Source organism: Neobacillus sp. KR4-4, assembly GCF_042136325.1.
GTDB lineage: Bacteria > Bacillota > Bacilli > Bacillales > Cytobacillaceae > Neobacillus.
On record NZ_JBHHJU010000003.1, the window covers coordinates 103481 to 117386 of the forward strand.

General features: G+C 38.7%; 11 protein-coding genes. All 11 read left to right on the forward strand.

All coding sequences use genetic code 11. The features are described 5' to 3' along the window. Window positions 1–2: 2 nt before the first annotated feature. The 11 genes from ACE198_RS04015 (at window position 3) to ACE198_RS04065 (ending at window position 13863) form a co-directional block, all read left to right on the forward strand. Window positions 3–2249 (forward strand): penicillin-binding protein, encoded by a 2247-nt coding sequence (locus ACE198_RS04015; RefSeq protein WP_098572671.1) that lies wholly within the window; start codon window positions 3–5, stop codon window positions 2247–2249. A gap of 116 nt (window positions 2250–2365) precedes the next feature. Continuing rightward, window positions 2366–4285 carry a stage V sporulation protein D gene (locus tag ACE198_RS04020; protein WP_098572672.1) on the forward strand — a complete coding sequence of 640 codons (1920 nt, stop codon included), beginning with the start codon at window positions 2366–2368 and terminating at the stop codon, window positions 4283–4285. 190 nt (window positions 4286–4475) lie between these two features. After that, window positions 4476–5936 carry a UDP-N-acetylmuramoyl-L-alanyl-D-glutamate--2,6-diaminopimelate ligase gene (locus ACE198_RS04025; RefSeq protein WP_098572673.1) on the forward strand — a complete coding sequence of 487 codons (1461 nt, stop codon included), beginning with the start codon at window positions 4476–4478 and terminating at the stop codon, window positions 5934–5936. Window positions 5937–5938: 2 nt separating this feature from the next. After that, a complete protein-coding gene (locus tag ACE198_RS04030; RefSeq protein ID WP_098572674.1) occupies window positions 5939–6382 on the forward strand; it encodes a hypothetical protein in 444 nt (147 codons plus the stop codon). A gap of 1 nt (window position 6383) precedes the next feature. Continuing rightward, window positions 6384–7358 carry a phospho-N-acetylmuramoyl-pentapeptide-transferase gene (gene mraY / locus ACE198_RS04035; protein WP_098572675.1) on the forward strand — a complete coding sequence of 325 codons (975 nt, stop codon included), beginning with the start codon at window positions 6384–6386 and terminating at the stop codon, window positions 7356–7358. Next, window positions 7359–8711: a UDP-N-acetylmuramoyl-L-alanine--D-glutamate ligase gene (gene murD, locus ACE198_RS04040; protein ID WP_375374768.1), complete on the forward strand. Its 1353-nt coding sequence runs from the start codon at window positions 7359–7361 to the stop codon at window positions 8709–8711. It begins immediately after the preceding gene. A gap of 96 nt (window positions 8712–8807) precedes the next feature. Next, complete coding sequence (gene spoVE / locus ACE198_RS04045; RefSeq protein ID WP_375374769.1) at window positions 8808–9914, forward strand: stage V sporulation protein E; 1107 nt, start codon at window positions 8808–8810, stop codon at window positions 9912–9914. A 152-nt stretch (window positions 9915–10066) separates the two neighbouring features. Continuing rightward, window positions 10067–11170, forward strand: coding sequence for an undecaprenyldiphospho-muramoylpentapeptide beta-N-acetylglucosaminyltransferase (gene murG, locus ACE198_RS04050; RefSeq protein WP_375374770.1), 1104 nt, complete (start codon window positions 10067–10069; stop codon window positions 11168–11170). 61 nt (window positions 11171–11231) lie between these two features. Beyond that, entirely contained in the window at window positions 11232–12140 is a 909-nt protein-coding gene (gene murB, locus ACE198_RS04055; protein WP_098572679.1) for a UDP-N-acetylmuramate dehydrogenase, read from the forward strand. Window positions 12141–12386: 246 nt separating this feature from the next. Further along, window positions 12387–13178 carry a cell division protein FtsQ/DivIB gene (locus ACE198_RS04060; RefSeq protein ID WP_098572680.1) on the forward strand — a complete coding sequence of 264 codons (792 nt, stop codon included), beginning with the start codon at window positions 12387–12389 and terminating at the stop codon, window positions 13176–13178. Further along, window positions 13153–13863: a DUF881 domain-containing protein gene (locus ACE198_RS04065; protein ID WP_257148474.1), complete on the forward strand. Its 711-nt coding sequence runs from the start codon at window positions 13153–13155 to the stop codon at window positions 13861–13863. The genes ACE198_RS04060 and ACE198_RS04065 overlap by 26 nt, the downstream gene beginning before the upstream one ends. Window positions 13864–13906 lie beyond the last annotated feature (43 nt).

The window sequence follows — 13906 nt, forward strand, 5'->3', positions numbered from 1 at the left end:
AAATGAACAAGAAACAGCCATATATGAATGCAGGAGCAACCCTTTTATTTGGATTTTTCGGTTTGCTCTTTTTTGTTTTACTTTTCAGGTATTTTTCAATTCAAATCACTGGTGAAGTTGATGGACAGCCTCTTGCTGCAAAGGCTCAAGAAAAATATAGCAGAGAAGGGAATTTGACCGCCTTAAGGGGCGATATCTTAGACCGGAATGGTAAAGTGATTGCTGAAGATACAAATGCCTACACGTTAATTGCTATTTTAGATAAAAAGATGACAACAAATTCAAAAAAGCCGCAGCACGTAAAAAACCCGGAGAAAACGGCACAAGAATTGGCAAAGTATCTAGAAATGGATGAATTAGAGATTTACAGTATCTTAACAAAAGGAATAAAAAGTCATAAATTTCAGGTTGAATTCGGCAAGGCAGGCAGAGATATTACCCACGAAACAAAGAATAAGATTGAAAAACTTAAACTTCCAGGGATTACATTTATCCGTGATTCCAAGCGCTTCTATCCTAATGGTGTATTTGCTTCCCACTTAGTTGGTTATGCTGATCGGATTGAACAAAAGGACAAAAGTATTAAATCAGTGGGTAAAATGGGGATTGAGAAAAGTCTAAATGATGAATTAACGGGTACAAATGGGAAGATTAATTTTGAAAGTGATTTGTGGGGTTATATACTTCCGGATGGAAAAGAAAAAATTACTCCTGCAAAAAATGGGAATGATGTTTATTTGACCATCGACCAAAAGATTCAAACCTTTTTAGAAGATGCCATGAACAAAGCAGCTAAGGAATATAAACCGGAGAAAATCATTGCGATTGTGGCTGATCCGAAAACCGGTGAAATATTAGCAATGGGACAACGGCCTTCTTTTGATCCAAAAACAAAAGAAGGAATTGAAGACGGCTGGCATAATGAAGCGATTGAAACTTCATTCGAACCTGGTTCGACCATGAAAATTTTTACGCTTGCCGCAGCCGTCCAGGAAAAGGTGTTTAATCCCAACGAAATCTATCAATCTGGTTCATATCAAGTAACGAAAAGGGATAAAGCAATTCATGATCATAATTACTCGGGATGGGGGCCGATCACCTATCTTGAAGGGGTACAGCGTTCATCAAATGTTGCTTTCGCCAAAATAGCTAAAGAGAAGCTTGGCTTTGAAAAGTTTCGAGAATATTTAACAAAGTTTGGCTTTGATCAGCCCACAGGAATTGACCTTCCCAACGAAACATCTGGGAAAATCCAATTTACCTATCCGATTGAAAAAATTACGACGGCTTACGGGCAGGGCACTGCAATAACTCCCATACAGCAAATTCAAGCAGCAACAGCCATTGCAAATGGCGGGAAAATGATTAAACCGCATGTGGTAAAAAAAATTGTCAATCATGATACAGGTGAGGTTATTAAATCAGGGTCCTCTAAAGTTGTTTCAACACCAATCACAAAAGAAACGGCCAAGGAGGTTCGGGATATCCTTGAAACAGTTGTTACCTCACCCAAGGGTACTGGCGGCCGGTATAAAATTGATGGATACAGTGTCGCTGGGAAGACGGGAACAGCTAATATTCCTGGACCGAATGGCGGGTATTTACAAGGTGCTAATAACTATATGTTCTCATTTTTAGGGATGGCACCAAAGGATGATCCGGAATTAATTGTTTATGTTGCTGTTCAGCAACCTGAATTAGAGGGGCTTGAAACTGGTCAAGGTGCAATACCTGTTTCTGCTATATTTAACCCAGTCATGAAAAACAGCCTGCATTACTTGAACATTAAGCCTTCTCAACTTGAAGAGGCACAATTGAATAAACTAGAAGATTTTAAGGGGAAATCGGTTACTGAAGCTGTAGCTGAATTAAAAGGAAAAGGAATTGAACCTATCGTAATTGGAAAAGGAGCAGAGGTTGTCAGGCATTTACCAGAGTCTGGGACAACTGTTTTACAGGGTGAGAAGGTAATCATACAAACAAATGGTGAAATATTTGCCCCTGATATGACAGGTTGGTCACTTAGAGATGTAATGAAAGTAGCGAATATTGCCGGATTGAAGTTAAATTCAAAGGGAAAAGGGTTTGTAACCCAGCAAAATATTAAACCGAAAACACATGTTCAAAAAGGAGATTTTTTAATCGTTGACTTAAAGACTCCTGAAGAGCAGTGGAAACAGGAAAATAATGAAAAAACAAATACTCAAGGTCAAACTGAGGAAAATACAGAGGATCTAGTCCAGGATTAATAGAAAATCCCGCTGTCTTAGCGGGATTTTTCCTATCTAATGACCAAAACCTGCGTTCTAAGAAAAAAAGTACAAGCATATAAATGAACGATAGAAAAAGGAGGGTCGTTCAAACTATGCGTGTTTCAAATGTTACTGTCCGTAAACGATTAATGATTGCACTATTTATTGGTATTCTCACCTTCTTAATAATTGATATTCGGCTTGGATATGTCCAATTTGTCCTTGGTGATTGGTTAACAGCAGGTGCTAAAGACTCTTGGAGCCGTAATATTCCCTTTGAACCTGAACGAGGAGAAATTGTTGACAGGAACGGGGTGCCTCTTGCCACAAATATTAGTACTCCAACCGTCTGGGTTGTTCCAAGACAAATTAAAGACCCGGCAACAACCGCGGAAAAGCTTGCCTCCGTTTTAAATATGTCAAAAGAAAAGGCCTATCGGGATATTACACTGAGAGAAAGAATTGTTCGGATTAAGGAAGGCAGAAAAATTTCACATGAGAAGGCCAAGGAAATCAGATCCCTAGGACTCGAAGGTGTCTATATTGGTGAAGATTCTAAGCGGCATTATCCAATGGGGAGCTATTTATCACATGTTCTTGGGTTCGCAGGAGTTGACAACCAGGGGTTGATGGGACTAGAACAATATTATGATAAAGAACTAAGTGGTGAACGGGGCTCTGTTAAATTTTATGCAAATGCTAAAGGGGAAAGAATGAACGATATGGCAGATGATTATGAGAAGCCGACAAACGGTCTCGCATTGAAGCTGACAATCGATTCAAAAATCCAAACGATAGTAGAAAGAGAGTTAGATATCGCGGACGCAAAATATAACCCGGATGGGATTGTTGCCATTGCAATGAATCCGAATAATGGAGAAATATTAGCCATGTCGAGCAGACCAACTTTTGATCCGGCTAATTTTCAAAATGTTCCTCAAGAGGTATATAATCGAAATCTTCCTGTATGGTCAACGTACGAACCAGGGTCAACATTTAAGATTATTACCCTTGCGGCAGCTTTGAATGAAGGAAAAGTGAATTTAGAAAAAGAGCATTTCCATGATTCGGGTTCGGTTCAGGTTGCGGGGGCGAGGTTAAAATGCTGGAAACGAGGGGGCCATGGAGATCAGTCCTTTTTAGAGGTTGTTCAAAATTCCTGCAACCCTGGATTTGTCGAATTGGGACAAAGACTCGGGAAAGAAAAATTGTTTAAATATGTGAAGGATTTTGGTTTTGGTCAAAAGACCGGTATTGATTTACAAGGAGAAGGAACAGGGATATTATTCAATTTAGACCGTGTTGGCCCAGTTGAACAAGCAACTACAGCCTTTGGACAAGGAGTATCAGTAACACCTATCCAGCAAGTTACGGCTGTATCTGCGGCTATTAATGGCGGAATTTTATATAAGCCATATATTGCAAAAGAGCTCATCGATCCAATTACAAACGAAGTCGTAATGAGAAATTCCCCAGTGGAAAAACGCAGGGTAATTAAGGAAGAAACTTCAAAAGAAATTCGCCATGCCCTTGAGAGTGTAGTTGCCCAGGGGTCAGGGGGAAGGGCGTTTGTTGATGGTTACCGAGTTGGCGGAAAAACCGGAACAGCCCAGAAAGCACAAAACGGGAGATATTTAGAAAATAACTTTATCGTTTCCTTTATTGGATTTGCCCCTGCAGATGATCCGCAAATTGTTGTCTATGTGGCAGTTGATAATCCAAAAGGAGTTACAGCCTTCGGTGGTACAGTCAGTGCTCCAATTGTTGGTAATATTATGAAGGATAGTTTGAGTCAGATGGGGATTAAACCTCGAAAGGGTCAAATTGAAAAAGAATTGAAATGGCCGGATACACCGTTAATAAAATTACCGGATTTCACAGGTTTAACAAAAATGGAACTAATGGATCAACTGATAAATCTAAAGATTGATGCAAGTGGTGAGGGTGATGTGGTCGTTAGACAATCCCCTGAAGCAGGTACCAAAGTTAAGGAAGGGTCAAAAATTAGGCTTTATTTTGGTAAAGAGGATTAATGCAATTAAAAAATTCATTAAATTAGAGGCGGTCGGAATGATTTCCGCCGCCTAATTTTTTCATTAAGCTTTGATTACTAAATAGCAAAATAAAATGTTTTAATGTAAAATAAGATGGAACTTTCTTAAGAAGAATTTTCAAAATGATAATTAGTCAATGTATGTACGGTTATGAGAGGATTTGAGAGAAATGAAGCTACAAAAGCTGCTTAAGAATTTGCATCTTCTAGTTCCTTATTTAGGTGAGGATCCAGAAATAACTTCGATTGAAAACGATAATAGGAAGGTGCAAAGCGGGAGCTTATTTATTTGTATTAAGGGATACACAGTAGACGGCCATGATTTTGCAGAATCTGCAGTAAAAAGCGGGGCAGCTGCTGTATTGGCTGAGCGTCCGTTATTACTAGATGTACCTGTCATTCTTGTTAAAGATACAACGAGAGCAATGGCAGTGCTAGCTGATGCTTTTTATGAACAGCCAACGAAAAACTTGCACTTAATAGGAATTACCGGAACAAATGGGAAAACAACTACCAGCCATTTAATTGAGAAAATATTCTCCGATGCCAATCAAAAAACAGGTCTAATTGGCACGATGTATACTAAAATAGCTGAAAAGACGATTGAAACAAAAAACACAACCCCGGAAAGTTTAACACTTCAAAAAACCTTTAGACAAATGGTTGAAGCAGGTGTTGATATAGCAGTAATGGAGGTTTCCTCACATGCATTAGATCTTGGCCGAGTACATGGCTGCGATTATGATGTGGCTGTGTTTACAAACCTAACGCAGGACCACTTGGATTATCATAAAACAATGGATGAATATAAGCGTGCTAAGAGTTTATTATTTGCCCAGCTGGGTAATACATTTGATCAGAAAAAACCTAAGTTTGCCGTATTAAATGCAGACGACCCTGCTTCTGATATGTACCGCAGGTCGACTGCTGCACATGTTATTACATATGGAATCGATAATATAGCTGATCTTCAAGCAAAGAATATTCAAATGACTTCTTCAGGTACCCAGTTCGAGCTTGTGGTTCATTCGGAAAAATATCCGATTAAAATGCAATTAATTGGTAAATTCAGTGTGTATAATGTTTTAGCAAGTATTGCGGCGTCCGTTGTGTCCGGCATTGATATTAAAGCAGTTATCCAGTCGATCGAAGGTGTAAAAGGAGTATCAGGCAGATTTGAGCTTGTAAATGCAGGACAGGATTTTACTGTTATTGTTGATTACGCCCACACACCAGACAGTCTTGAAAATGTATTAAAAACGGTTCAGCATTTTGCTAAGAAAAAGGTTTTCGTTATAGTTGGCTGTGGTGGTGACCGTGATCGTACGAAGAGACCATTGATGGCTCAAATAGCCTGCCAATGGTCCACAAATCCCATCCTAACTTCGGATAACCCAAGAAGTGAAGACCCATTAGCCATTTTGAAGGACATGGAAGCAGGAGTGCAAGGTTCAGCATACCGAATGATCCCTGACCGCAAAGAAGCGATTCAAACTGCTATTCGAGAGGCATCAGCAGGTGATGTAATCTTAATCGCAGGCAAAGGTCATGAAACCTATCAAATTATTGGCAATGAAGTTCACGATTTTGACGATCGGTTAGTTGCTCGGGAAGCGATTGAGGGGAGATAGCTATGTATTTAGCTTTAAAAGACTTGGTAAGTCTATTTAAGAATAGTCGTGGCGTCAAGGATAACCTGCTATTTGTTACAGTTTGCGACCAAGCTCACACAGCACAGCCTAAAGGATTATTTGTATCATTAACTAAAAACGCTGGGGAACTTTCTGATGCAATCTCGAACGGGGCAATAGCAGCGATTTGGGATCAAGGACTTGAACTTCCAAGCTATATACCAAACCAGTTTCCACTATTCTTTACACCAGACCCGGCAGAGGCGATTGTAACTATCTTAAATTGTTATCATGAAAAATTAAATGGAGAAACAGATAAAATTATGGAAATAACTAACTTTAAAATTTCAAATAAAAAACTTCTTAATAAAAATAAAGAAACATATGATATAGCTGTGATGTTAAACGAAATTACAAGCAAAAACGACGCTGAAGGGAGGGAATAAAATGCTCGAGCAAGTTATTTTCTTCACAATAATTATGGGATTTCTTATCTCGGTATTGCTTTCTCCAGTTTTTATTCCCTTCTTAAGAAGGTTGAAATTTGGACAAAGCATTCGTGAGGAGGGACCAAAATCCCATCAAATAAAATCAGGCACACCGACTATGGGGGGTGTGATGATTTTATTTTCGATTGTTATTACAACACTTGTCATGACGGGTAAGTTTTCTGAACCGACTGTTAAAACATATTTGCTGCTTCTTGTTACACTTGGTTTTGGATTGCTTGGGTTTTTAGACGATTTTATCAAAGTTGCTCTTAAAAGGAATCTAGGATTAACTTCCAAACAAAAGCTGGCAGGTCAAATTATTATTTCAGTAATTTTTTATTTTATTTATAAACAACAAGGTTTTTCTACCGAAATAAGCATTCCATTTACAGATTCCACAATTGATTTAGGATGGTTCTTCATTTTCTTTATCATATTCTGGCTGGTTGGCTTCTCCAATGCTGTAAATTTAACAGATGGACTGGATGGCTTGGTGTCAGGCACCGCTGCCATTGCATTTGGTGCATTTGCAGTTCTTGCATGGAATCAATCACAGATAGAAATTGCGATATTTTCTGTGGCGGTGGTAGGTGCTGTACTAGGATTCTTGGTATTTAATGCCCACCCGGCAAAAGTTTTTATGGGAGATACAGGTTCTCTAGCACTCGGTGGTGCAATTGCAACGATTGCTATTCTTACGAAGCTTGAAATTTTACTTATTATCATTGGTGGAGTATTTGTTATTGAAACGTTATCAGTTATTTTACAGGTTATTTCCTTCAAAACGACGGGTAAACGGATTTTTCGTATGAGCCCTTTACATCATCATTATGAATTAGTTGGCTGGTCGGAATGGCGGGTGGTCGTCACTTTTTGGAGTGTTGGATTAATTCTTGCGATACTAGGAATCTATATTGAGGTGTGGTTATAATTGAAACAGATTAAATCTTTCAGTCATAAAAAAATTCTTGTCCTAGGTTTGGCGAAAAGCGGGGTAACAGCTGCCGCCCTATTACATAAACTTGGTGCATTTGTCACAGTTAATGATAAAAAGCCATTTTCGGAAAATCCAGAAGCTCAGGGATTATTAGAACAGGGGATTAAAGTGATTTGTGGGGATCATCCTATTGAGTTGCTTGATGAAGGATTCGAGTTGATTGTCAAGAATCCCGGTATTCCATATAACAACCCTATGATTGCAGGCGCTATAGAAAAAGGGATTCCTGTAATTACTGAGGTTGAACTTGCTTATGAAATATCTGAAGCTCCATTTATTGGGATCACAGGGACCAATGGGAAAACAACAACAACAACATTAGTTTATGAGATGCTAAATGAGGGGCAGAAGCACCCGTTAATCGCAGGGAATATTGGTACAGTGGCATCAGGGGTAGCCGAAGAAGCTACGTCAGAAAATACGATAGTCATTGAATTATCCTCTTTTCAGTTAATGGGAATTGACACATTTAAACCTAAGATTGCCATTCTAACGAACCTTTATGATGCCCATTTAGATTATCATGGGACAAAAAAGGAATATATTGCTGCAAAGGCAAACATTACAAAAAATCAAACGGAAGTTGACTACCTTATTGTCAATGCCGACCAAGAAGAAACATTGGAAGTTGCGCGTCACTCTAATGCCAGAATTATTCCTTTTTCGACGAAGAAGAAGCTGACTGAAGGTGCTTATCTATCTGATGGCTGGATTATGTTTAATCATGATAAAGTGATGGAAATTGAGAATATAGCTTTACCAGGCAATCACAACCTTGAAAATATCTTATCCGCTATGGCTGCAGCAAAGCTTTCAGGTGTAGAAAATAAAGCCATCCAGCAGGTTCTTCGAACATTTACTGGTGTCAGGCACCGTCTGCAATTCGTAACTGAAGTGAACGGACGAAAGTTTTACAATGACTCGAAAGCAACGAATATTTTGGCAACGGTAAATGCCTTGGCTGCTTTTGAATCCCCGGTAGTTCTCCTTGCGGGTGGTTTGGATCGCGGAAATGAATTTGATGAACTACTTCCTTATTTGAAAAATGTAAAAGCAATGATAACCTTTGGGCAAACTGCACCTAAAATGGAACGAATAGGGAAGGAAGCGGGAATAAAACGAATCAAGCGTGTCGATAATGTTGACATGGCTGTGCCTGAGGCTTATCGATACTCTGAATCAGGTGACGTGATATTATTATCTCCTGCATGTGCAAGCTGGGATCAATATAAAACTTTTGAGGTCAGGGGAGACATTTTTATCGATGCGGTGCATAAGCTTAAGTAAGGGCTTGTCTTAGTCGAAAAGTTCACTTTTCAAGTGCACTTGACACTAGGCAAAATTAGAGGTTCTGCTAAGCCCTAAAACTAGCAGTTGAGGTGTATGGTGGTGCCGACAAAGAGAACTACTCCTGATTTTATTTTAATGATTGTAACATTCACACTTTTGGCAATAGGGCTAATCATGGTTTACAGTGCAAGTGCTATTTGGGCTGAATATAAATTTAATGATTCCTTTTTCTTCGCGAAAAGGCAAACTCTTTTTGCCGGGGTTGGAGTGGCTGCCATGTTTTTCATCATGAACATCAATTATTGGACGTGGCGGACCTGGTCCAAAACCTTTCTACTGGTTTGTTTTTTGTTACTTATCCTTGTGTTGATTCCTGGAATTGGAAATGAAAGGAATGGTTCTCGTAGTTGGATAGGTGTTGGAGCCTTCTCAATACAGCCTTCTGAATTTATGAAACTGGCAATGATTGCTTTTTTGGCTAAGTATCTTTCCGAACGGCAAAAGTTGATTACTTCGTTTAAGAAAGGTCTTATTCCTTCATTAGGTCTTGCCTTTCTTGCCTTTTCAATGATCATGCTTCAACCTGATTTAGGCACAGGTACGGTGATGATGGGAACCTGTGTTGTGATGATTTTTATTGCAGGTGCTCGTGTAAGTCATTTTGCCTTTCTGGGACTGTTGGGAGTCGCGGGATTTATTGGTCTTATTGCCTCCGCTCCGTACCGTATTAAACGGATCACATCTTTTTTGGATCCTTGGTCGGATCCGCTTGTAACGGGATTTCAAATTATTCAATCACTCTATGCAATTGGTCCTGGTGGATTGTTTGGGCTTGGACTTGGCGAGAGCAGACAGAAGTTCTTCTACCTACCTGAACCCCAGACAGACTTTATCTTTGCGATTCTTTCTGAAGAACTAGGCTTTATTGGGGGATCATTTATATTACTCTTATTTGCATTGTTGTTATGGAGAGGAATACGAATCGCTTTAGGTGCACCAGATTTATACGGCAGCTTTCTAGCTGTAGGAATCATCGCCATGGTAGCGATTCAAGTCATGATTAATATTGGTGTTGTTACAGGTCTAATGCCTGTTACAGGCATTACCTTACCATTTTTAAGCTACGGGGGTTCTAGTTTAACATTGATGTTAATGGCGATAGGTGTTCTTCTTAATATCAGCAGGTATTCGAGATTATGAACCTTCACCCTGTTTAGCGGCAGGGTTTTTTTATTTTAGGCTGTGTTAATTTACAATTAGGTAACATTCTTTTTTCATTTGCGTTATTTTGTGAGTTTTTATAGTAAGATAGGGTAGGCATTAGGTGTTAAATAGTTAATGAGGTGGAAAAAATGAAAATAGTAGTTAGTGGCGGAGGGACTGGCGGGCATATTTATCCTGCTCTCGCACTCATTCGTGAAATCCAAAAACAGAACAAAGAGGCACAATTTTTATACATAGGAACAACCAATGGCTTGGAAAGCAAAATAGTTCCGCGGGAGAATATTGATTTTAAAGCGATTCATATAACTGGTTTTAAAAGAAAACTATCCTTTGAAAATGTAAAAACGGTTCTCCGCTTCCTAAAAGGAGTGAAAGACAGTAAAAAAATGTTAAAGGAATTCAAACCAGACATTGTCATCGGAACAGGCGGGTATGTATGCGGACCTGTAGTGTATGCTGCATCAAAGTTGGGCATCCCAACAATCATTCACGAACAAAATAGTGTCCCAGGGTTAACTAATAAATTTTTAAGCAGATATGTAAACAAGATTGCCATTTGTTTTGAAGAGGCAAAAGAGTACTTTCCAGTACAGAAAACAGTTTTTACGGGCAATCCTCGTGCATCTGAAGTAATGGGCAAAGACGGGATTCAAGGTCGTCTCGGTGCTGGACTAAGTTCAACTATGCCAGTGGTTTTAATCTTCGGTGGTAGTCGTGGTGCGAGGCCGATAAATGAGGCAGTCGTGAAGGCATTCGCTGATTTGGCTGAGAAACCATATCAAGTCCTTTATATTACGGGCGATGTCCATTATGAGGATGTCAGAAAAGAAGTTGAATTAATTGGAAACCCTAAAAATGTAGTCATTAAACCGTTTATTCATAATATGCCAGAAGTACTTGCAGGAGTAGATTTAGTGGTATCGAGAGCAGGAGCAACCACACTTGCAGAAATAACTTCACTTGGTATCCCAAGCATCTTAGTCCCAAGTCCATATGTGACAAATAATCATCAAGAGAAAAACGCTCGGTCATTAAGTGACCATGGTGCAGCAGAACTATTATTAGAAAAAGACTTAAATAATAATAGTCTTGTGAATCATATTGATCGTATTCTTTTAAATAAAGATAAATTAAAAGAGATGAAGGTTAAGGCTAAAAAAATGGGTGTTCCGGATTCAGCATCAAGACTCTATTCCTTGATGCAAGAACTGGTAAACACAAATCAAAAGTAGCCCATAAAGATTTTTAGCATAAACTGATGTAAATGCATCTAGGAAAGTAAGGGTGGTAATTATGGACGGAATCTTAAATGAGTTATTGGCTTTAAATATCGGAAAGGTTAAGGAAAATGAACCATTAGCCAATCATACAACGATGAAAATAGGCGGTCCTGCAGACCTTTTTATAGAACCGTCTTCAGTTGAAAATTTAAAAACTGTCATGAATGTGATTGAAAATCATGGATTGCCATGGCGTGCGATTGGCCGCGGCTCAAATCTGTTAGTGTCGGATAAGGGGATTGAAGGGGCAGTTATCAAGCTTAGTTCTGGAATGGATCACCTTGAGATTAACGATACAAGTATTACCGTTGGTGGTGGTCACTCCCTCGTCAGCTTTTCAACACTTATTAGTAAAAAAGGTCTTGCAGGTCTGGAATTTGCGAGTGGAATTCCTGGCTCAGTTGGCGGGGCAGTTTATATGAATGCAGGTGCGCATGGTTCGGATATTAGTAAAATCTTAACCAAAGCACATATTTTATTTGATGATGGAAAAATGGAATGGCTCTCAAATGAGGAAATGGGGTTCTCCTACAGGACTTCTGTACTACAAAAAACTCGTCCAGGAATTGTTGTGGAAGCTGTTTTTGATCTTGTGAAAGGCGATCGATCAGCCATTGTCGCACAAATGCAAAAAAACAAAGATTATCGGAAAGAGACACAGCCGTGGAATTTTCCGTGTGCTGGCAGTATTTTTAGAAATCCGCTGCCGAATTATGCTGGGAAATTAATTGAAACCGCTGGGTTAAAGGGATTTAGTATTGGCGGTGCAAAGATTTCGGAAATGCATGGGAATTTTATTGTAAATGCTGGAGGTGCCACTGCAGAGGATGTGCTGGCATTAATTCAACATGTCAAGGATACCATTTTTAGCTTATATAAAGTAACAATGGAAACAGAGGTTGAAATAATCGGTAGGAAATAAGAAAACTGGAAGGATTTATACTAAATTTCCAAAGAAATTATCCTTACTTTTCTTGTAAGAAATGTCGTCCGAATGACAAATATTGTGTTATAATTACTGATAATATTATAGGTGCAACCTCGAAAAAGTTAGTGACGGCATGGTTTTTCGTGCCGTTGTTTCTCTTTTCGAGGTAACACTATCGAATGTTGGACAGGCTTAGTCTACTTATTTTAGAGCAGCTGCTTTTTATGTGGAGGAATTTAAATGGAAAAAGGTAAAATTGTAGCTCTCGAGGACCGTATTCCTAAGCTTAAGGAGCAAAGAAGACGAAAAGCAAACAGACGCCTTGTACTCCTATTAATTCTGTTTTTTACAATGATAGTAGTTATCGCCTATTCACAATCACCTTTAAGCCATGTAAAGACGATAACAATAAAAGGAAATGGTGTGTATTCTGATAAGGAATTAATCAGTCAGAGCGGCCTTTCGAATAATACGAATATTTGGAAAATCAAAAAGGATGAAACGGCATCGAGAATAAAGCGTCTATCCGAGATAAAGACAGTTACCATCAAGACTCATTGGCCAAATACAGTGGTCATCCAAGTAAAAGAACACAAAAGAATTGCTTATCTGAAAAAAGAAAATAAATTCTTACCAATTATGGAGAATGGGAAAATAGTGAACAAAAAAGCAGCGAAGAAAATTCCTGTAAATTCTCCCATTTTATTCGAGTTTAAAGAAGGTGCAGCCCTCAATCAAATGGTAAAAGAGTTAGAAAAACTTCCTAATGAAATTTCAAACTCTATCTCTGAAATCCATTATACTCCGAAAAAAACTGATAAATATCATATTTCCTTATTTATGAATGATGGATTTGAGGTTAGTGCTACATTAAGAAGTTTCTCGGAAAAAATGGTACATTATCCCTCAATTATCTCTCAGATTGATCCCAACAAAAAGGGGATTATTGACCTGGAAGTAGGAACGTATTTTAAGGCCTTTGACACCGAAGTGGAGGAAAAAGAAGTTGAGCAAGATAAGGGTGAAGGGTAAGCATGTTGTTTTGTCCCTAGTCTGCCTTGTATTAGGATTTTTGATGGCCTTTTCCTATCATTTAACACAATTGGAAATGAACAAAGGGAAACCAAATGTTTCTGATGGACAGTGGGAACAGACCCTTGCACTTCGAAACCAATTAATTAATGAAGAAAAAACTAATCGTGAACTGCAAAAGGAATTAAGTCAAAAACAAGATTTGGTTTTTAAAAATGAGAAAGATCTTTCTAAAGAGGCAGAGGTTTATGAAAATCTTGCTGAAGATGCCGAGAAATTTCGAATGTTCTTAGGGAAAGTGAAGGTTAAAGGTAAAGGGGTCAAGATTACACTGACGGATGGTGCTTACGACCCAAAGGAGGATAATATCAATAATTATCTTGTTCATGAACATCACGTATTTAAAGTTGTAAATGAGCTTTATATATCCGGGGCAGCAGCAGTTGCCATAAATGGTCAGAGGCTGACAAGCCATTCTTATATTATTTGTAATGGACCAGTTATTACGGTTGATGGAATTGAGCATCCAGCTCCTTTCATAATTTCAGCAATCGGAGATCCTGAAGTCCTCTCTTCATCCATAAACCTTATAGGAGGGGTGAAAGATCAGTTAGTAAACGATAATATTATTTTTACACTGGAAAAAGATAATGAAATTGTTCTTGATCCCATCCTAGGTAGTTAGTCATGAGGAAATGTCCACGTTAAGATAATTTAAAAGGTTAGGT

Coding starts and splice junctions, on each gene's coding strand:
- mraY (WP_098572675.1), top strand. CDS start 6,384: ATGCTCGAGCAAGTTATTTTCTTCACAATAATTATGGGATTTCTTATC.
- murB (WP_098572679.1), top strand. CDS start 11,232: ATGGACGGAATCTTAAATGAGTTATTGGCTTTAAATATCGGAAAGGTT.
- ACE198_RS04025 (WP_098572673.1), top strand. CDS start 4,476: ATGAAGCTACAAAAGCTGCTTAAGAATTTGCATCTTCTAGTTCCTTAT.
- ACE198_RS04030 (WP_098572674.1), top strand. CDS start 5,939: ATGTATTTAGCTTTAAAAGACTTGGTAAGTCTATTTAAGAATAGTCGT.
- ACE198_RS04020 (WP_098572672.1), top strand. CDS start 2,366: ATGCGTGTTTCAAATGTTACTGTCCGTAAACGATTAATGATTGCACTA.
- spoVE (WP_375374769.1), top strand. CDS start 8,808: ATGGTGGTGCCGACAAAGAGAACTACTCCTGATTTTATTTTAATGATT.
- ACE198_RS04015 (WP_098572671.1), top strand. CDS start 3: ATGAACAAGAAACAGCCATATATGAATGCAGGAGCAACCCTTTTATTT.
- ACE198_RS04060 (WP_098572680.1), top strand. CDS start 12,387: ATGGAAAAAGGTAAAATTGTAGCTCTCGAGGACCGTATTCCTAAGCTT.
- murG (WP_375374770.1), top strand. CDS start 10,067: ATGAAAATAGTAGTTAGTGGCGGAGGGACTGGCGGGCATATTTATCCT.